We start from the raw sequence: 18,134 nt of genomic DNA, 5'->3' as shown, positions 1-18,134 counted from the left end.
CCCGATCCCGAAAAGGTGGTCGCCGCCGCGCGCAAGGCCGCCGCGCATGAGATGATCCTGAAACTGCCCGAGGGCTATGACACCCGCGTCACCGCCTCCGGGGGGCGGCTGTCGGGTGGGCAGATGCAGCGGGTGGGCCTGGCGCGGGCGCTTTACGATGATCCGGTGATCGTGATTCTGGACGAACCCAACTCGAACCTCGACAACGAAGGCTCGATCGCGCTGAACCAGGCGATCAAGCAGATCAAGGCCGAGGGGCGCTCGGTGCTGATCATGGCGCACCGTCCGGCGGCAATTCAGGAATGCGACATGCTGCTGGTGGTCGATCAGGGCACCCAGACGGCCTTTGGCCCCAAAGACAAGGTGTTGCAGGAAATGGTCGCCAACCATCAGAACATCCGCCAGTCCACCGGCACCGGAGGTGTGCGATGACCCCCGCAAACCAATGGTCCGCGCGGCGGCCGCTGATCCTGGGGCTGCTGACCCTGCTGGTGCTGGTCGGCGGCTTTGGCACCTGGTCCGTGATGTCGTCGATTTCCGGCGCGGTGGTGGCCTCGGGGCGCATCGAGGTCGACCGCAACCGTCAGGTGGTGCAGCATCTGGACGGCGGCATCGTGGCCGAGATTCTGGTCGACGAGGGCGACACCGTGGCCGAGGGCGACACGCTGATCCGGCTCGACGCGACGGAGCTCGCCTCGCAGCTGGTCATCGTCGAAGGCCAGTTGTTCGAAATGATGGCACGCCGCGGGCGGCTGGAGGCAGAGCGCGACGAGGCGGCGCAGATCACCTTTGAGCCGGAGCTGCTGGCAGCGGCGGAGACCCAGCCGGACGTCATGGATCTGGTCCAAGGCCAGCGCCGCCTGTTCCAGGCGCGCAAGGAAACCACCGCCCGGGAGATCGACCAGCTGGCGAAACGCCGCGGGCAGATCGAAGAGCAGATCCGCGGTATCCAGGCGCAGCAGAACTCGATGGAGCTGCAACTGACGCTGATCGAGGAGGAACTGGGCAACCAGCAGTCGCTGCTGGATCGCGGACTGGCGCAGGCGACAACCGTGCTGAACCTGCGCCGCACCCAGGCCAATCTGGATGGCCAGCTGGGCGAGCTGGTCGCCGCCGAGGCGCAGGCCGAGGGCCGCATTACCGAAATCGACATCCAGATCCTGAAGCTCGACAGCGACCGCCGCGAGCAGGCAATCACCCGGCTGCGCGACCTGCGCTATCAGGAGGTGGAGCTGGCGGAGACCCGTCGTTCGCTGCGCCAGCGTCTGGAGCGGCTGGACATCACCGCGCCGGTCTCGGGCATCGTTTACGGGCTGCAGGTGCAGACGCCGCGCTCGGTGATCCGCGCGGCGGACCCGGTGCTGTATCTGGTGCCGCAGGACCGCCCGCTGGTGATTGCGGCGCAGGTGGCGCCGACCGACATCGACCAGCTGTTCACCGGCCAGCAGGTGACGCTGCGCTTCTCGGCGCTGGACCAACGCTCGACGCCGGAGCTGTTCGGCCATGTCACCCAGGTGTCCGCAGATGCGTTTGAGGATCAGGGCAGCGGGGTCTCTTATTACCGGGCCGAGATCGAGCTGAACCCCGGCGAGCGTGGCCGCCTGCCCGCGGGCACGGTGCTGATCCCCGGCATGCCGGTGGAAAGCTACATCCGCACCGCCGAACGTTCCCCACTTGCCTATCTGGTCAAACCGCTGGCCGATTATTTCAACAAGGCCTTCCGCGAAAGCTGAACCGCGATGGACCGGTAGAAAGCGATCGAGAGATTGCAGCTTTCACAGGCTGCCGTCGTCCGGCAAGCCGATATATCGCGCCTTGTCCGACACTGCACCGTGCCTCGCTATCCCCACGGCACATCGGCTTCTCGCCTCCACAGCTGATGAACACGACGCGTCGGACTTTCCGAAACCTATCGATAAATTTTTGACAAGGGGCCAATTTTCGCCACATCCTCAGCCCGGCGATCCCGCAACGGTTTCTTAATCAGACTTCAATGCCTGTTAACGCTTTGGAGGACTGACCATGCTGGCCCAGAAAATCGCCTCATCGGCGGCAGTCCTGTTGGGACGCGCCCGCCCCGCCGCCGTGCTGGGCCTTGCGCTGCTGCCGCTGCTGCCCGCGACGGCCGGGGCCCAGCAGGCCTATGTGGTGGGCAGTGATCGCGGCGGCTATCTGCATGACCGGCTGATCGAGCTGAACACCCTGCAGCGCAACAACGTGCGGGTCGAGATCCGCGGCCGGGTCTGCTATTCCACCTGCACCATGTTCCTTGGCCTGCCGGGGGCCTGCGTGGACCCCAACACCACCTTCGGCTTCCACGGCCCCTCGCGCAGCGGCCACCGCCTGGCGCAGAAGGATTTCGACCATTTCAGCCAAGTCATGGCAAAGTACTACCCCAAACCGCTGCGCGACTGGTTCATGGCCGAGGGGCGCAACCGGCTCTCCGGGGTCTACAAGATCAAGGGCAGCCAGATCATCCGCATGGGCGTACCCGCCTGCAGCTCCGCCTGAGCGCGCAGGCGCGGAGGGCGCCCTGCCGCCGCCACACCAGCGGCGGGGAGGTCTAGCGCAGCAGCCGCTCCAGATAAGCGCCATAGGCGTTCTTGGCGAATTTCTCCGCCCGCGCCTGCAGCTGCCCGTCATCAATCCAGCCCTGCTCATGGGCGATTTCCTCCGGGCAGCCGGTCTGCAGCCCCTGGCGCTCCTGCAATGTGCGCACGAAATTGCCCGCATCCAGCAAGGACCCGTGGGTGCCGGTGTCCAACCAGGCATAGCCGCGGCCCATGGTCTCGACCCGCAGGGCGCCCTCATTCAAGTAGCTCTGCAACAGATCGGTGATCTCCAGCTCGCCGCGCGGGCTGGGCTTGACCGCCCGCGCCCGCTCCGGCGCCGAGCCGTCCAGGAAATAGAGCCCCGTCACCGCATAGTTCGACGGCGGCACGGGCGGCTTCTCGATGATCTCGCGGGCGGTGCCGTCGGCATTGAAATCCACCACCCCGTAACGTTCGGGATCAGCCACGTGGTAGCCGAAGACGGTGCCACCCGACGCCTGACCATCCGCCGCCGCCAGCAGTTTCGGCAGGCCATGACCAAAGAACACATTGTCGCCCAGCACCAGAGCCGACGGCGCGCCATCCAGAAACGCCTCCGCCAGGATGAAGGCCTGTGCCAGACCATCAGGGCTCGGTTGCACCACATAGGTCAGCTCGACCCCCCATTGGCTGCCATCGCCCAGCAGGCGGATGAATTGCTCCTGGTCCTGCGGCGTGGTGATGATGCAGATCTCGCGGATCCCCGCCAGCATCAGCACGCTCAGCGGGTAGTAGATCATCGGCTTGTCATACAGCGGCAGCAGCTGCTTGGAGACGGCCATGGTGATCGGATAGAGCCGGGTCCCCGATCCGCCCGCCAGGATGATGCCTTTTCTTGCGCTCATGCGATCTCTCCCAGTTCTTTCAGAATATCCTTGAGGCCCGCGCGCCAGTCCGGCTGCGACAGGCCAAAAACAGTCTCTAACGTGGTGCAATCGAGCCTGGAGTTCAGCGGCCGTGACGCCGGGGTCGGATAGGCGGAGGTCGCAATATCCTCCACCGCGCAGGCAACACCCGCCTGGGCAAAGATCTCCCGCGCAAAGCCCGCCCAGCTGGTCTCGGGCGCCCCGGCCAGGTGGTAGGTGCCGGATTTTTCCGAATGCGCCGCCAGCTGCCGCGCGATCTCCAGGCAGGCGGCGGCAATGGCGCGCGCGGGCGTCGGCGCGCCGATCTGATCCGCCACGATGGACAGCTGCTCCCGCGCGCGGCCCAGCCGCAACATGGTTTTCACGAAGTTGCTGCCATGCGCCGAGACCACCCAGGAGGTGCGCAGGATCGCATGCACCCCGCCCGCCGCGCGCACCGCCTCTTCGCCCGCCAGTTTCGAGCGGCCATAGGCGTTCAGCGGGGCCGGTGCCGCGCCGGGCTGCCAGGGGGCCGTGCCGCTGCCGTCGAACACGTAATCGGTGGAGACCGTGACAAAGGGGATGCCCAGTTCCTTGCAGGCCATCGCCATCGCACCGGGGGCGGTGCCGTTGATCATATTGGCCAGCACCTCTTCGTCTTCGGCGCGGTCGACGGCCGTGTAGGCGGCGGCGTTGATCACCGCCTGCGGCCGGGCCTCGCGGATCGCGGCGGCACAGGCCGCCGGGTGGTTCAGATCCGCCTGCGCGCGGCCCAGACAGGTGACGCCCTCATGCGCTGCCAGCTCCCGCGCCAGCTGGCCGGTCTCACCAAACACCAGAATGCTCATAAGGCTCAGTCCCCGCTCCGTTTCATCTTTCCCCAAATACTCCCGTCCCGCGGCCCGGCAGGCGGCTGTGCCGCCGGGAGAGGAGTAGGCTTTCCGCCCGGAACGCCATCACTTGCCGGTGCCCAGCCGCTGGCCGACGCCGTCGCGGTCCTGCAACGCGCGCCACCAGGGCTCGTTGTCCAGATACCATTGCACGGTGCGCTCCAGCCCTTCCTCGACCGTCACGCTGGGCCGCCAGCCCAGCTCCTCGCGGATGCGGCTGGGGTCGATCGCGTAACGCGCGTCATGGCCCGGACGGTCGGTGACGAAGGTGATCTGCTCCTTGTAGGGTTTGCCATCCTCGCGGGGGCGTTTCTGGTCCAGAATGGCGCAGAGCGTCTCAACCAGCTCAAGATTGCTGCGCTCATTCTCGCCGCCGATGTTATACGACCGCCCCAGCGCGCCCTTTTGCACCACCAGCAGCAGCGCATCGGCGTGGTCCTCCACATAGAGCCAGTCGCGCACGTTGGAGCCATCGCCGTAGATCGGCAGCGGCTGTCCGGCCAGCGCGTTCAGGATCACCACCGGGATCAGCTTTTCCGGGAAATGATAGGGGCCGTAGTTGTTGGAGCAATTGGTCAGCACCACCGGCAAGCCATAGGTCTCCGCCCAGGCTCGCACCAGATGGTCGCTCGCCGCTTTTGACGCGGAATAGGGCGAGCGCGGATCATAGGCCGTCTCTTCGGTGAACATCACCGCAGGGTCTGCGGGCAGGCTGCCATAGACCTCATCGGTCGAGATATGATGGAAGCGGAAGCCTTCCGGCTTGCCCGCCTGTTCCCAGTATTTGCGCGCCGCCTCCAGCATCTGATAGGTGCCGGTGATATTGGTCTCGATGAAATCCCCCGGCCCGTCGATGGAGCGATCCACATGGCTCTCGGCGGCCAGATGCATCACCGCATCGGGCTGGTGGCGCGCAAAAACAGTGTCTAATGCGGCGCGATCGCGGATGTCGGCCTGCTCAAAGGCATAGTCGGGGCTGTCCGCCACCTCGGCCACATTGTCGAGGCAGGCGGCATAGGTGAGCGCATCCACATTCACCACCTGGTGGCCGCGCGCCACCGCCAGCCGCACCACGGCTGATCCGATAAAGCCGGCGCCGCCAGTCACAAGAAGTTTCATCTCTTATCCTTCCCAGGTGAAGGGGCTGTCGAAATCGGCCAGCCGCGGCGCCGCGGCGTCCTTGTCGGACAGCACCGGCTGGCCGTCAAAGCCCCAGTCGATGCCGCAGCTGTCCCAGGCCACTGCGCCGTCGCACTCGGGCGCATAATAATCGGTGCATTTATACAGGATCTCGGTGTCGGGCGCGCGGGTGATGAAGCCATGCAGGAACCCCGTGGGCACCAAGAGCTGCTTGCCGTTTTCCGGGGTCAGCTCGATGCCGAACCAGTTGCCATAGCTGGGCGAGCCCTTGCGAATATCCACCGCCACGTCGAACAGCGCGCCGCGGCCGCAGCGCACCAGCTTGTCCTGGGCATGGGGCGGCGCCTGGAAATGCAGACCGCGCAGGGTGCCGGTGGCAGCCGACAGCGAGTGGTTGTCCTGCACGAAGTCGAGATCGATGCCTGCCTCCTGCATCCGTCGCCGGCTCCAGCTTTCGCTGAAAAAGCCGCGCGCGTCGCCGAACCGCGCCGGGGTCAGCACCTTCAGTCCCGGCAATCCTGTCTCTTCTATCTTCATCGCTTGCGCCCCAAATTCCCGGCAGCTGCCTTTCCCACACTCCTACGCCGACGCAGGCAGCGGCGCAACAGAGCGGCGGCAAGCGACCTCCGGTCTGCCGCGACCGCTTGCATCCCGCCGCGGCCCCCGGCAAGCATGGGCCCATGAAAATCCTGTTTGTGCATCAGAACATGCCCGGCCAGTACCGGGAGCTTGCGCCCTGGCTGGCGGCGCAGGGCGGCCATGAGATCGTTTTCCTGACCCGGCGAAATGACGTGCATCTGCCGGGCATCAAGACCGCCACCTACAAACCCTTTCGCACCCCCGCCAAGGACGCCTTCGGCCTGTCCAAGGACTGGGAGGCGGCGGCGGGCGCGGGCCTTGGCGCGGCGCTGGCGGCGCGGCAGCTGAAAGAGGCAGGCTTTACCCCCGACATCATCATCGGCCACACCGGCTGGGGGGAGCTGATGTACATGAAGGACCCCTACCCCGATGTGCCGATCATCGGCTTCTTTGAATATTTCTACCGCACCAGCGGCGGTCTGGTGGGGTTTGATCCGGAAAACCCGGCCAATGACCAGGCCTATTTCTTTGCCGAGTCCCGCAACGCGGTGCCCTATGCCAGCATTGAACAGGTCGATCTGGGCCATGTGCCCACCGCCTGGCAGCGCGACCGTTTTCCCACCAGCTTCCACGACCGCATGTATCTGTGCCATGACGGCATCCGCGCCGACCGGCTGCGCCCGGATCCCGAGGCGACCATCGGTCTGGGGCGGCTCGGGCGCCCGCTCAGCCGCGACGACGAGGTGGTGACCTATATCGCCCGCAACATGGAGCGCGCCCGCGGCTTTCACATCATGATGCGCGCGTTGCCCCGGATCCAGGCGCAGCGCCCCAAGGCGCGGGTGCTGATGATCGGCGGCAATGACACCTCCTATGGGTCTGAGAGCAAACACCCCGGTGGCCTGCGCGGCGAGATGGAGGAGGAGCTGGGCGACAGCGTCGACTGGAGCCGGGTGCATTTCCTGGGCAAGGTGCCCTACCCCGATCTCTGCCGCATCATCCAGCTGAGCCGCTGCCATATCTATCTGACCATGCCCTTCGTGCTCAGCTGGTCCCTGCTGGAGGCGATGGCGATGCAGGCGACGGTGGTGGGCGCCGATGTGGCGCCGGTGCGCGAGGCGATTGCCCATGGCGAGACTGGCCTGCTGGTGGATTTCTTCAGCCCCGAAAAGCTGGCCGACCAGGTGGCGGATGTGCTGGCCAATTCCGGCGATTACGCCCATCTGGGCCCCAACGCCCGCGCCCATGTGCTGGAAAAATACGATTTCCTGTCCCGCTGCCTGCCGGAGCATATTGCCCGGATCAATTCACTCGTGCCGGAGGCGCGGCACATCAAGATCTGAACCGGAGGCGCAGCATATCAGGATCTGAACCGGAGGCGCGGCCCACCCGGGCCGCCGCCCTGAAACGCTTGCCGACTGTCTGCACCGGCTGCCGCCTCCCCTGCGCCCGACCTGCGCCTCAGACGCAATTGCGGGATCTGCGCGCCGCGGCGTTGATTTCCGGGAACACCAGCAGGCGGCGCCGCGTTCCTTTTGTACTGGCTCCCTGGCCTGGATCCTGCCCGACCGGGGCCCGCTGTGCATCTCAGGCGCAGGCCAGATACATATCAGAGAGGATCTACTCATGAAGACGCTGAACGACGTATTCCTGCACACCCTCCAAGACATCTACTACGCCGAGAACAAGCTGGTGAAATCGCTGCCCGACGTCCAGGAAGCGGCCAATGGCAAGCCGCTGAAGGATGCCATCGGCGAGCATCTGGAAGAGACCAAGGGCCAGGTCGAGACGCTGAAGAAAGTGTTCAAGTCCATCGGCGAGGAAGCCTCGGGCGAGAAATGCGACGCGATCGAGGGGCTGATCAAGGAAACCGAAGGGCTGATGAAGGAAGCCACCGGTGATGGCAAGAACGCCGCGCTGATCGCGGCCTGCCAGGCGGTGGAGCATTACGAGATCGCCCGCTACGGCACGCTGCGCGAATGGGCCAAGGAACTGGGCCACGAGGAAGCGCATGATCTGCTGACCTCCATTCTGGACCAGGAGAAGGCGGCCAACAGCAAGCTGACGCATCTGGCGATTTCCAAGATCAACTGACCCGGAGGCCGCGGCCAGGACTGCCGCGGCCCCTTCCGGGCCGCGGATCAGAACACGAAGTTCTGTGACCAGTCCCTGAGCTCGGACAGGAAGGCCGCGTCACTGGCGTCTTCCGAGGGCGCGAAATTCGGCAGGCCTTTCAGGATGACGCGCAGACCGGTGAGATTTCCCCTCTGCTCCGCCCACCAGGCGGCAAAGCGCTCCAGCCCCTGCGGCAGGCGCAGGGCGGGGTCGGAGGCGGAGTAATACAAGGCATGGGGCACGCTGTTGAGATCGGACACCAGATCGGCCAGCGGCTTCAGATCCTCGCCCGGTCGGCCGCCCATGGCCTGCATGGCGGCCGTATGGGCCAGGAAGGCGCGTCCGGCGGCAACGGTTTGCGTGGTGTTGAGCACGAAGCTGACCGACAGCGTCAGCACGATCATGCCATTCACCCCGACCAGCACGGTGGCCAGCTCCCAGACGGTGGATCCCGGCTCGGTTTTGCCGCCGCCGAGGGTGGACAGGGCTTCTCCCACATAACCGAGGTCCGTCAGCCAGCCCGCAGGCTGCTGCGCGCTGGAAAGCACCACGGATGTCTCCGAGGCCTGGAAGATCAGCAGCCAGGCCACAGCCGTGGTCAAGATCCAGAACGCCCCGATTGAGGCCATGACAAGCGGCCCGATCAGGGTGCGCCCGCCGGGTGTTTTCGGAAGCACGTGTTTCAGCAGTCGCCAGGTGCCCCTGGAGACCCGCCGCGAGGGCAATTTCCTGTCGGTGATGGCAACCGTCGTGATCAGGAAATCAAAACACACCGCTATCAGCAGGCAAAGGCCGATCAATGCATAGAACATGGCACCTCAACGCCGCACCCGCGGCCGGGGTTCCCCGGACCATGCCGGGTCGAGGCGCGGGCGCGCCTGGCGGTGGTCTGCCGGGCGGCGGCTAATGCGGCCGTGGCAGCCGTTCCGAGGCCCAGAGCGCCGCCTGGGTGCGGTTCTTGGCGCCGATCTTGCGGAAACAGGTGCGCAGATGCACCTTCACCGTCGCCTCGCAGATGCCCAGCTCATTGGCGATGCTCTTGTTGGTGGAGCCTTCGGTCAGCTTGGCCAGGATAAGCTGTTCGCGCTCCGACAGCCCGTGGCCGTTGGCGGTCGGGCCGTTGCGCGGCTGGGCCGGCTGGCGCTGCACCGTCATCTGCGCATTGGCGCTGTCGGGCAGCACGATGCGATAGCCGTCCTGCACCACCTGCAGCGCGGCGATCAGCGCATCGGCGGATTTGCGTTCCGGGATCACCGCCTCGGCGTATTGGCTGAACCCGGCCTGCTCGGCCGGCGCGCAATCGTCGCCAGTGATCAGGATCAGATGCACCGCGCCGTTGCGGGCGCGAAACCCCTGCAGCGCCGCCTCCAGCCCGGCGCCGGTGTCATGGCTGTAATAAAGAACCAGATCCTGCTGCGGCAGCGGCGGCAATTCCGCCAAGGTGCCGCAGCATTGTCCGGTGACATAATCATGGGCTTCGCAGATGGACAGAAACATGTCCCTGAGAAGCCTGCTTTCCCCCACAACGTGAACAGGCATAAAAACTCCCTTACTCGTAACATGGCCGGATCTTGCATCCGGACCGTCCCCCCAAGAGCGCAATTTTGCCGACAGCCCACCCCCGCGGGCTGCTGGATTTTTGCAATGCGTCCACGCTCCTTGGATCCCTGTCCCCAGCTGCCGCCCGATGCCCCGACACTGCCAAAACAGCGCCGTTTCCGGATCGTGACAAAAACAGAACACGCCTGGAAAAAACACGTTGGGCCGGGCCACGCAGAGGGGTGCTCAAACACTTCTGATGCGCATTGCGGTGATTAAACCCTAGCGAATCTATCCTTTATTGTTAAGAAACTTCGCCTCTCGGCGCAGGGCTTTTTACCCGCATGGCCCGGCTGCGGCTGCAACCATCGCGATAGCGCGCTGTTTTTTCACGCAATCCCAAAGCCGCCCGCGCCCGCCGCAGCACTGTTCCGAAGGTGGAAACGCAATGTTTCCGGGGGGGGGCGCGCACAATTTTAAGAACTGTTGAGGCTTGCCGAAAGCAACCACAGGCGTGTCGAATCGTGCAGCCCGGCCGCGGCCCCCTACCCCCATGGTAGTAATCGCCTCTTCTCCGGGGCCGCCCCGACCGCTGGCCTCGGCCTTTGGCGTACCCCCTCTGCCCGGTTTGCCCTTCGGGCCGCTGTGCTACCTTCAGGACATTCATTATGTCATGCCGGGGGGCAACATGGGTATGTTGAATGCAACCGTCGCACAGACGGGCAAATTGTTATATTCGAAGGCACTTCAAAGGCAGATCTCTTCTCTGACACAGCTTGCACTGGTGCAGCCCGGCCACCGCCGGGCGCCGGTGCTGACCAGCGCCGAAACCCTGGGGGGCGGCTGTTGCGACAGCGCCGGGGGGGCGCTGCGGCGCTTGCTCAGCCCCGGCGCTGCCGGGCAGCTGCGCCTGCGTCGGCCCGGCGGCAGCGCCGCGCGGATGCTGGCGGCGCGGCTGCCGGAGACGCTGGCGGCCCAGCTTCTGGCGGGGCAGGGCTGGGCGCTGTTCTCGCACAGCTTCGAGGATGGCAGCGAGGATCTGATCGCGCTGCATCTGGACGGCGGCCCGCATGATGCCCATTGCGGCGACATCCTGCAGGCGATCTGGCCGGTGCTGCGCGAGGATGTCTTGCGCGAGCTGGCCGGCGAGACCCAGGCGGCGGTGACCAGCGCGCTGTTGTGGACCATCTCCAAGAAGACCGACGCGGCGGTGCTGGTGCTGAATGGCGCCGGGCAGCTGCTGCACTGCAACGAATCCGGCCGCGACATGCTGGACGGCGGTGATCTGCTCAGCGACCGCGGCGGGCGGCTCAGCTGCGCCAGCCCGGGCGAGACCGCGGGGTTTTATGCGGCGGTGGCCGAATGTGCCCGCTCGCAGCGCGGCCCGGCGGTCGGGCCGCGCGAGCTGATCCTGTTCCTGGAGGACCGCCACAGCGGCATGCGGCTGCCGGTCTCGCTGACCCGCTATCGCTGCGCCGGCGCAGACCAACCATTGGTGGTGGCGATCCTGCCGCGCCAGCCCGCCCGCAGCCGGATCGAGATGCTGGCCCAGAAAATGGGCCTGTCCCCCTGTGAGGCGCGGGTGGCGGCGCTGATCCAGCTGGGGCTTACCAACCGCGAGGCGGCGCATATCGCGGGCCTCAAGGAACAGACCTTCAACACCTATGCCAAGCGGGTGCTGGCCAAGATGCAGGCCGGTGGCCGCGCCGAGATGGCGCAGCGGCTGACCTGGCAGGCCTCGCTGGGGAGGGCGTCATGAACAAGTTGACGCTGGAAGCCCCGGTGCAGGGGCCGCCCGCCCCAGCCGGCAGCCCCGCGCCAGCCGCGCACGCGCGGGCTCGCAGCTCCCGACCTGCGCAGGCCCAGGCGCCCCGCAACAAACCCGCCAACCAACCCACCCAGGAGAAATCTCTCCTGGACCACTCCGGTCAGGAGGAAACGCCGCCGGGCAAAACGGCACAGGGCCAGTCCACCCCAGGCCAGCCGCCCCGGCTGAGCGCCGCAGTGCTGGCGCAGATCGCCAATGCGCTGCGCCAGGGCGGGCCGGACGCTCCGCCGTTGGCGGCGCAGGCGGATCTGGTGGCGCTGCACAAGCGCATCGCGGAGATGTTTGCGACCCTGAACGACGGCCTCGGCGCCCAGGCCGAACAGAAAGCAGCCGCTGACCGCGCCGCGCTCAGCACCCGCATCGACCAGCTGGAAGAGGCGGTGAACCGGATGGAAGGCGCGCTGCGGATCGAGTTCGAACCGGTGCTGAAGGCCGCGGTGGCCGAGGCGCTGGCGCAAGCCGCGCCGACGCCGCGTCGCCGCTGGCGGGGGGCGCTGGCGGCGGCGCTTCTGGCCGGTGCCGCCCTGGCGGTCGGTGCCTGGTGGCACGCCCCGTTGCAGGACAAGGCGCAGGCTCTCGGCCAGATCCTGACCGACTGGACCGGTTTTGGGCCCGGCCGCGCAGAATAAGACACTGAATTTGTCCCCATTTGGGGGCAGCGCTGGCCCGGCATCTGGGCTGCAATACCACCATAAGGCATAGTTTCGCCTTTTTGCCGAACCGCCCTGTGCGGCCGCGGCACCGGCGGGGGCAGGACCCAGGCAGCAACCGCTGCCCTGCCCCGGACAGTTAATGAGGAGGACGTTTACAATGGGTAAGAGAGACTTCAACCCCGACTGGCAGGTCTGTGATCCGACCTGTGATATCCGCTACAGCGACAACAAGTTCGATCCCGACTACAACGATGAAACCACCGAGTGGGGCGGCACCGACGGCAATGTGATCGATCTCAACGACCACGATGCCGGCGACAATGCCTCGGCCGGCCATGGCGATGACGCGATCTACGGCAACGAACGCAACAACCGGCTCGATGGCGAGGAAGGCCAGGATTACATCGAAGGCCAGAACGGCCATGACGAGATCTACGGCGGCACCGGCGACGACTACCTGTTCGGCGGCAATGCCGACGGCATCGGCAACCCGGCCGATCCGCGCGATGACGGCGACGACTGGATCGACGGCGAACAGGGCTGCGATTACATCGACGGCGAAACCGGCAATGACACCCTGCTCGGCGGCGAGCACAAAGACAGCGTCTTTGGCGGCACCGGCGATGACGTGATCTTCGGCGATGATGCCGACGGCAATTACAGCGCCGCCGATGGCGATGCCGGCGACTACCTCTATGGCGAGCTCGGCGACGACTGCATGGATGGTGAAGGCGGCGACGACTGCATGTGGGGCGACAACGGCCAGTCCGGCGAGACCAGCCAGGACGGCGACGACACCATGTATGGCCGCGACGGCAACGACCGGATGCATGGCCAGGGCGGCAATGACCGCATGTCAGGTGGTCTGGGCGATGATCTGGTCATCGGCGGCACCGGCGACGACGAGATGTTCGGCGACGAACGCCAGTCGCAGAACGACGACCTTGATTTTGGCGCCGACAGCGGCACCGGCAACAAGGACGAGCAGGTCGACGGCGACGACTGCATGCTGGGTGGTGACGGCAACGACACCATGGATGGTCAGGGCGGCGACGACACCATGTTCGGTGAAGACGACAACGACCTGATGCAGGGTGGCCGTGGCAACGACCTGATGGATGGCGGCGCGGGCCGCGATGACGTCAACGGCGGCGCCGGTCATGACACCATGCGCGGCGGCTCCAACAACGACGTGCTGGAAGGCGGCGCTCAGGGGGACCTGATCTTCGGCGACAGCGGCGACAACCTGGGCGATGACGACCATTCCTACGACATCGACTGGGACTGCTGCGACGACGAAGACGACAGCCCGCAGGCGACGCTGCTTGCGGACAACGGTGGCCTGAAGGACGTCGACTGCCCCGACTGCTACACGCCTGAAGATGGCGGAGAGGACGGAAATGACCGCATCCGTGGCGGCTCCGGCAATGACACCATGTTCGGCGAAGGCGGCAATGACGTCATCATCGGCGGTCGCGGCGACGACCATGGCCATGGCGGCGATGGCAACGACCGGCTGGCCGGTCGCCAGGGCAATGACGTGCTCGACGGCGACGAGGGCGACGACTGCGTCAAGGGCGATGCGGGCAACGACACGCTCTATGGCGACAATGGCAACGACACCCTGAAGGGCGGCGATGATCAGGACCGGCTTTTCGGTGAAGACGGGAACGACAAGCTGTATGGCGATGCCGGCAACGACACCATGTACGGCGGCGAAGGTCGCGACAAGCTGTGCGGCGGCGAAGGCAATGACGTCGGCCACGGCGGCAATGGCAACGATACCGTCAAAGGCAACAATGGCGACGACTTCCTGGATGGGAATGACGGCAACGACAGGCTGCACGGAGGCAACGGCAAGGACGTGCTGCAGGGGGGTGAAGGCAATGACACCCTGTACGGCGATGCCGACCGCGACTGCCTTTATGGCGAGAACGGCGATGACGTCTTGGGCGGCGGCACCGGCGGCGACTTCCTGGATGGCGGCGCGGGCAACGACACGCTGTATGGCGGGACCGATGACGACAATGACTGGCTGAAAGGCGGCGAAGGCGATGATTGCCTCTTTGGCGGCGACGGCAAGGATGTCTTCATCATCGACCTGACCTGGGATGGCGCCAGCTTTGCCTCAAGCGACGGCACCGACACCATCAAGGACTTCGACATCGACCAGGACCACGACGTGCTCTTGTTCCGCGTCACCAACGTGGACGGCGGCCTGGGCACCTCGGCGCAGGATGCCTTCGGCGCCCTCGACGGCGGCGGCGCCACCGTCACCGACAACGGCACCGACACCAGCATCAGCGCAGGCGGCGCCACGGTGAACATTCTCGGCCTGACCGGCCGTGAGGCACCGTTCACCTCGCTGGGCCAGGACGCCATCCCGATCGGCGGCGTCGGCATCAACGCGGTGACCACCGGGGATGCCGGCTCTTACGAGGCGATCCGGGTGCTGACATCGGACACCGGCTTCGATGACAGCTACGACAACATCTGGGGTCCAGAAGCCGTCTGAGCCCTAGGAACGGCGGGTCCGGAGGTCACTCCGGGCCCGTCCAGCCCTGGTTCAGGACAGCGATTTGGTCCCCGGCCAAGGATTGCATCCTTGGACCAGGGCGCTGTTCTCCAGATTTCATAACTTCACTTCGTGCAGCCGGGGGGCTACGACAATGAAGGTAAGACGGGTATTTGACGGGCAACGGGGCGTGCTTGCCGCCATCTTCACGGCCAGCATCTTTGTGAATCTCCTAGTCCTGACAGCGCCGCTCTACATGCTGCAACTGTTTGCCCGGGTCATGGCCTCGGGCAGCATTCCAACCTTGATTGCTTTGACCACCGGCGCAGCCCTTGCGCTGGTGTTCTTTTTTCTCTTTGACATGATCCGCCAACGGCTGGTGGCCCGCCTGGGCACCCGGCTGGAGGCGCGGCTCAGCCCGGCCGTTCTGGAAGGGCTGCTCGACAGCCGCCTGCCGCCCGCCCTGCGCGCGGGCGAGCCGATCCGCGACATCCAGGATCTGCGCGGTTTTGTCACCAGCCCACTGTTCCTGGCGCTCCTGGATGCGCCCTGGTCGCTGGTGTTCCTGCTGCTGATCTTCCTGTTCAGCCCGGTCCTGGGCCTGGTGGCGCTGGTGGGGCTGGCGCTGTTGTTCAGCCTTGGCCTGATCAGCGAGATGGCGGCGCGAAAACCGATGGAGGAGGCCACCACCCAGGCCAATGATACCAATGCCGCGGTGGCGGAGATGATGCAGAACGCAGGCCTCATCCACGCCATGGGCAAGACCGGCCCGATGATCGGGCGCTGGCAGCTCAAGGCGTTTTCGGCGCTGGTGTTCAACACATTGGCCACCGACCGGGTGGCATTGATGACCTCGCTGGCCAAGGCCGTGCGCATGGGGCTGCAGATCGCGGTGCTGGGCGTCGGCGTGGTGCTGGTCATCAACAACCAGCTGACACCAGGGCTGATGATTGCCGCCTCGATCCTGCTGGGCCGCGCCGCGGCACCGGTGGAACAGTCGATCTCCGGCTGGCGCGCGTTCCTCAAGGCGCGCGGCGCGCAAGACCGGCTGAACACCTTCCTGGCCCATCTGGCCGATGCGCCGGAGCGGCTGCCGCTGCCCGCGCCCGAAGGCCATCTGTCGGTGGAAAATGCCACCGTGGTGCTGCCGGGACGTCCCGACCCCTTGCTGCTCGACATCACCCTGGATCTGAAACCGGGCCAGTCGCTGGGGCTGATCGGCCCGTCGGGGGCCGGCAAGACCACGCTGGCCCATGCGCTGGCGGGGCTGCAACCGCTGGTGCGCGGCCATATCCGCATCGACGATGCCGCGCTCACCGACTGGGATCCGGCGCAGATCGGCCAATATATCGGCTTCCTGCCGCAGCGGGTGGAGCTGTTCCAGGGCACGGTGGCGGAAAACATCGCCCTGATGGACCCCGACGCCCGCGCCTCCGACGTGGTGGCGGCGGCAAAACTGGCGCAGGTGCATGAGATGATCCTGGCCCTGCCCGGCGGATACAACGCCCCGGTCGGCCCGCGCGGCGAGTTCCTGTCGGCCGGCCAGCGCCAGCGCATCGGCCTGGCGCGCGCCTTCTTTGGCAATCGCAAGCTGATCGTGCTGGATGAGCCCAACGCCAATCTCGACCCCGAGGGCGAAGAGGCGCTGGCCCGCGCCATCGAGGCCGCCTGCGCCCGGGGCGCCGTGGTGGTGGCAGTGACGCACCGGCTCAGCCTGTTGCGCCGGGTCAGCCACGCCGCCCTGTTGCAGCAGGGCCGCATCATGCGCTTTGGCGAGGCCCGCCAGGTGATCGAGGCGGCGGCGCAACCGATGGCCCCCAGCCGGGCCCATGACGATCCCAAGATCGCCCCCTTCCGCCACCGCGGCACCAAGGCTGGCCCGGAAACAGGGAACGACGGCGCCCGGACCAAAGGAGAAAGCGCATGAGCCTGGTGGACCATGAGACCCGCCCCCCGACCCCGCGCCCACAAGCGGCCGCGCCGACGCCGCAGGGGGGCTTTCGCAACCTGATGCCGCGCTCCGACAGCCCCGATGTGGTGCTGCCCAAACATCCGCCCACCCGGGTGCGCCAGCTGGTGCTGTGGCTGGTGGTCTGCGGCTTTGGCCTGTTTGGCGGGCTGGTGTTCTGGGCCACCAAGGCAGAGCTGACCAGCGCAGTGGTGGCCTCCGGTGCCTTCAACGTGGCCGGCGACCGGCTGGCGGTGCAGCATTTCGAAGGCGGAATCTTACGCGAATTGAAGGTGGCCGAGGGAGACCGCGTCGCCGAAGGCCAGGTGATTGCCCAGCTCGACGGCCGCCGCATCCAGGCGCAGCTGGCGATCCTGAACGGCCAGCTGGCCAGCCTGCTGGCGCAGCAGGCGCGGTTGACGGCGGAACAGGCGGGCCGCCCCACGCTGGCCCCCGACCCGGAACTGGCCCGGCTGATCGCCGCAAACCCCGCCCTGGCGCAGCTGGTGGCGGTGCAGCATGATCTGCTGCTTTCCAACCGGGCGCTGCATCAGGGCCAGATGGACATCATCGCGGGCCGCATCACCCAGCTCAGGGATCAGCTCAAGGGCCGCGATGCCCGCATCCGCGCCACGGAAGAACAGCTGGCGCTGGTGCAGGAGGAACTGGGGGATCTGGCCGGGTTGTTCGAGAAGGGCCTGGTGCCCAAGACCCGCATCAGCCAGCGCCAGATGCAGCAGAGCGGGCTGATCGGCACGCTCGGCACCCTGGAAAGCGACCGCGGCAACGTGCAGGAGCGCATCGGCGAGATGCAGGAACGCCAGTTGCAGGCCGGACGCGACCGCGCCGCCCGCATCGCCTCCGAGAGCCAGGAGGTGCAGGAGCGCCTGCTGGATCTGCGCCAGCGGCTGGATGCCACCTGGGACGTGGCCGAGCGCCAGACCATCCGCGCCCCGCGTGATGGCCGGGTGGTGGGGCTCAACATCAACACCCTGGGCCAGGTGGTGGAACCGGGCCAGACCCTGCTGGAGCTGATGCCCGAGAATGCCGGCCTGTTGGTGGAGACCCGCGTGGCGGTGGCCGACATCGACGAGGTCTCGATGGGCAGCCAGGCGCGGGTGCAGCTCACCGCCTACAGCTTCCGCTCCACCCCGCCGGTGCGCGGCGAGGTGGTGATGGTGGCGGCGGGCAGCAGCGTCGATGCCAACACCGGCCAGGCCTATTACCCGGTGCATATCCGCATCGCGGACGCGGAGCTGGCCGCCCTGCCCAATGTGCGCGCCCTGCCCGGCATGCCCGCCCAGGCGATGATCGAGACCGGCCGCCAGACCCTGGCCGACTATCTGATCAGCCCGGTTCTGGCCAGCATGTCGCAGGCGCTGAAGGAAGGCAGCGGCTAGGGGGAGGCCACTGTCCACAGGCCGCGGCTCCGGGGGGAGCGCCGCCGCCTGACCCGGCCCGTCCCGGCTGCCACTGGCCAGGGCGGGCCTG

The 18,134-nt window shown here is 66.5% G+C and carries 16 protein-coding genes; 10 read left to right on the top strand and 6 right to left on the bottom strand.

Annotated features, from left to right (window positions below; genetic code table 11):
- The 3 genes from AC0IPL_RS20475 to AC0IPL_RS20465 all read left to right on the top strand — a co-directional run.
- A partial coding sequence (locus AC0IPL_RS20475; RefSeq protein WP_474275058.1) for an ATP-binding cassette domain-containing protein occupies positions 1 to 432 on the top strand: 432 nt, incomplete at its 5' end.
- Positions 429 to 1,733, top strand: a complete 1,305-nt coding sequence (locus AC0IPL_RS20470; RefSeq protein WP_474276977.1) for an HlyD family type I secretion periplasmic adaptor subunit — start codon at positions 429 to 431, stop codon at positions 1,731 to 1,733. The genes AC0IPL_RS20475 and AC0IPL_RS20470, both read left to right, overlap by 4 nt.
- A gap of 289 nt (positions 1,734 to 2,022) precedes the next feature.
- Positions 2,023 to 2,511 (top strand): hypothetical protein, encoded by a 489-nt coding sequence (locus AC0IPL_RS20465; RefSeq protein ID WP_474276976.1) that lies wholly within the window; start codon positions 2,023 to 2,025, stop codon positions 2,509 to 2,511.
- A gap of 52 nt (positions 2,512 to 2,563) precedes the next feature.
- Here AC0IPL_RS20465 and rfbA read toward each other — a convergent pair whose 3' ends face one another.
- The 4 genes from rfbA to rfbC form a co-directional block, all read right to left on the bottom strand.
- Positions 2,564 to 3,436, bottom strand: a complete 873-nt coding sequence (rfbA, locus tag AC0IPL_RS20460) for a glucose-1-phosphate thymidylyltransferase RfbA (protein WP_474276975.1) — start codon at positions 3,434 to 3,436, stop codon at positions 2,564 to 2,566.
- Complete coding sequence (gene rfbD / locus AC0IPL_RS20455; protein WP_474276974.1) at positions 3,433 to 4,284, bottom strand: dTDP-4-dehydrorhamnose reductase; 852 nt, start codon at positions 4,282 to 4,284, stop codon at positions 3,433 to 3,435. Before rfbD ends, rfbA begins: the two co-directional genes overlap by 4 nt.
- Positions 4,285 to 4,392: 108 nt before the next feature.
- A complete protein-coding gene (gene rfbB, locus AC0IPL_RS20450; RefSeq protein WP_474276973.1) occupies positions 4,393 to 5,445 on the bottom strand; it encodes a dTDP-glucose 4,6-dehydratase in 1,053 nt (350 codons plus the stop codon).
- Positions 5,446 to 5,448: 3 nt separating this feature from the next.
- Positions 5,449 to 6,003 carry a dTDP-4-dehydrorhamnose 3,5-epimerase gene (gene rfbC, locus AC0IPL_RS20445; protein ID WP_474276972.1) on the bottom strand — a complete coding sequence of 185 codons (555 nt, stop codon included), beginning with the start codon at positions 6,001 to 6,003 and terminating at the stop codon, positions 5,449 to 5,451.
- Positions 6,004 to 6,146: 143 nt separating this feature from the next.
- Between rfbC and AC0IPL_RS20440 the strand changes: the two genes are divergently transcribed.
- A complete protein-coding gene (locus AC0IPL_RS20440; RefSeq protein WP_474276971.1) occupies positions 6,147 to 7,388 on the top strand; it encodes a glycosyltransferase family 4 protein in 1,242 nt (413 codons plus the stop codon).
- Positions 7,389 to 7,671: 283 nt separating this feature from the next.
- Positions 7,672 to 8,139, top strand: coding sequence for a YciE/YciF ferroxidase family protein (locus tag AC0IPL_RS20435; protein ID WP_474276970.1), 468 nt, complete (start codon positions 7,672 to 7,674; stop codon positions 8,137 to 8,139).
- 47 nt (positions 8,140 to 8,186) lie between these two features.
- On the opposite strand, the gene AC0IPL_RS20430 is transcribed toward AC0IPL_RS20435, so the two are convergent.
- Together AC0IPL_RS20430 and AC0IPL_RS20425 are read right to left on the bottom strand one after the other, a co-directional pair.
- Complete coding sequence (locus AC0IPL_RS20430; RefSeq protein WP_474276969.1) at positions 8,187 to 8,972, bottom strand: hypothetical protein; 786 nt, start codon at positions 8,970 to 8,972, stop codon at positions 8,187 to 8,189.
- Positions 8,973 to 9,063: 91 nt separating this feature from the next.
- Complete coding sequence (locus AC0IPL_RS20425; RefSeq protein WP_474276968.1) at positions 9,064 to 9,657, bottom strand: helix-turn-helix transcriptional regulator; 594 nt, start codon at positions 9,655 to 9,657, stop codon at positions 9,064 to 9,066.
- Between the two features lie 826 nt (positions 9,658 to 10,483).
- On the opposite strand from AC0IPL_RS20425, the gene AC0IPL_RS20420 reads away from it, so the two are divergent.
- The 5 genes from AC0IPL_RS20420 to AC0IPL_RS20400 all read left to right on the top strand — a co-directional run bounded on the left by AC0IPL_RS20420 (position 10,484) and on the right by AC0IPL_RS20400 (position 18,043).
- On the top strand, positions 10,484 to 11,458 hold the full coding sequence (locus AC0IPL_RS20420) for a helix-turn-helix transcriptional regulator (RefSeq protein WP_474276967.1): 975 nt from the start codon (positions 10,484 to 10,486) through the stop codon (positions 11,456 to 11,458).
- Positions 11,455 to 12,156 carry a hypothetical protein gene (locus AC0IPL_RS20415; RefSeq protein WP_474276966.1) on the top strand — a complete coding sequence of 234 codons (702 nt, stop codon included), beginning with the start codon at positions 11,455 to 11,457 and terminating at the stop codon, positions 12,154 to 12,156. The genes AC0IPL_RS20420 and AC0IPL_RS20415 overlap by 4 nt, the downstream gene beginning before the upstream one ends.
- Before the next feature lie 181 nt (positions 12,157 to 12,337).
- Entirely contained in the window at positions 12,338 to 14,695 is a 2,358-nt protein-coding gene (locus AC0IPL_RS20410) for a calcium-binding protein (RefSeq protein WP_474276965.1), read from the top strand.
- A 154-nt stretch (positions 14,696 to 14,849) separates the two neighbouring features.
- Positions 14,850 to 16,622 carry a type I secretion system permease/ATPase gene (locus AC0IPL_RS20405; RefSeq protein ID WP_474276964.1) on the top strand — a complete coding sequence of 591 codons (1,773 nt, stop codon included), beginning with the start codon at positions 14,850 to 14,852 and terminating at the stop codon, positions 16,620 to 16,622.
- Positions 16,619 to 18,043, top strand: coding sequence for an HlyD family type I secretion periplasmic adaptor subunit (locus AC0IPL_RS20400; protein ID WP_474276963.1), 1,425 nt, complete (start codon positions 16,619 to 16,621; stop codon positions 18,041 to 18,043). The genes AC0IPL_RS20405 and AC0IPL_RS20400 overlap by 4 nt, the downstream gene beginning before the upstream one ends.
- The last annotated feature ends 91 nt before the right edge of the window (positions 18,044 to 18,134 follow it).

This window comes from Leisingera sp. SA32 (assembly GCF_056033425.1).
This window is presented reverse-complemented; position numbering and strand designations above follow the sequence as displayed.

Coding starts and splice junctions, on each gene's coding strand:
- rfbD (WP_474276974.1), bottom strand. CDS start 4,284: ATGAGCATTCTGGTGTTTGGTGAGACCGGCCAGCTGGCGCGGGAGCTG.
- AC0IPL_RS20400 (WP_474276963.1), top strand. CDS start 16,619: ATGAGCCTGGTGGACCATGAGACCCGCCCCCCGACCCCGCGCCCACAA.
- rfbC (WP_474276972.1), bottom strand. CDS start 6,003: ATGAAGATAGAAGAGACAGGATTGCCGGGACTGAAGGTGCTGACCCCG.
- AC0IPL_RS20470 (WP_474276977.1), top strand. CDS start 429: ATGACCCCCGCAAACCAATGGTCCGCGCGGCGGCCGCTGATCCTGGGG.
- rfbA (WP_474276975.1), bottom strand. CDS start 3,436: ATGAGCGCAAGAAAAGGCATCATCCTGGCGGGCGGATCGGGGACCCGG.
- AC0IPL_RS20435 (WP_474276970.1), top strand. CDS start 7,672: ATGAAGACGCTGAACGACGTATTCCTGCACACCCTCCAAGACATCTAC.
- AC0IPL_RS20405 (WP_474276964.1), top strand. CDS start 14,850: ATGAAGGTAAGACGGGTATTTGACGGGCAACGGGGCGTGCTTGCCGCC.
- AC0IPL_RS20410 (WP_474276965.1), top strand. CDS start 12,338: ATGGGTAAGAGAGACTTCAACCCCGACTGGCAGGTCTGTGATCCGACC.
- AC0IPL_RS20440 (WP_474276971.1), top strand. CDS start 6,147: ATGAAAATCCTGTTTGTGCATCAGAACATGCCCGGCCAGTACCGGGAG.
- AC0IPL_RS20430 (WP_474276969.1), bottom strand. CDS start 8,972: ATGTTCTATGCATTGATCGGCCTTTGCCTGCTGATAGCGGTGTGTTTT.
- AC0IPL_RS20415 (WP_474276966.1), top strand. CDS start 11,455: ATGAACAAGTTGACGCTGGAAGCCCCGGTGCAGGGGCCGCCCGCCCCA.
- rfbB (WP_474276973.1), bottom strand. CDS start 5,445: ATGAAACTTCTTGTGACTGGCGGCGCCGGCTTTATCGGATCAGCCGTG.
- AC0IPL_RS20465 (WP_474276976.1), top strand. CDS start 2,023: ATGCTGGCCCAGAAAATCGCCTCATCGGCGGCAGTCCTGTTGGGACGC.
- AC0IPL_RS20425 (WP_474276968.1), bottom strand. CDS start 9,657: ATGTTTCTGTCCATCTGCGAAGCCCATGATTATGTCACCGGACAATGC.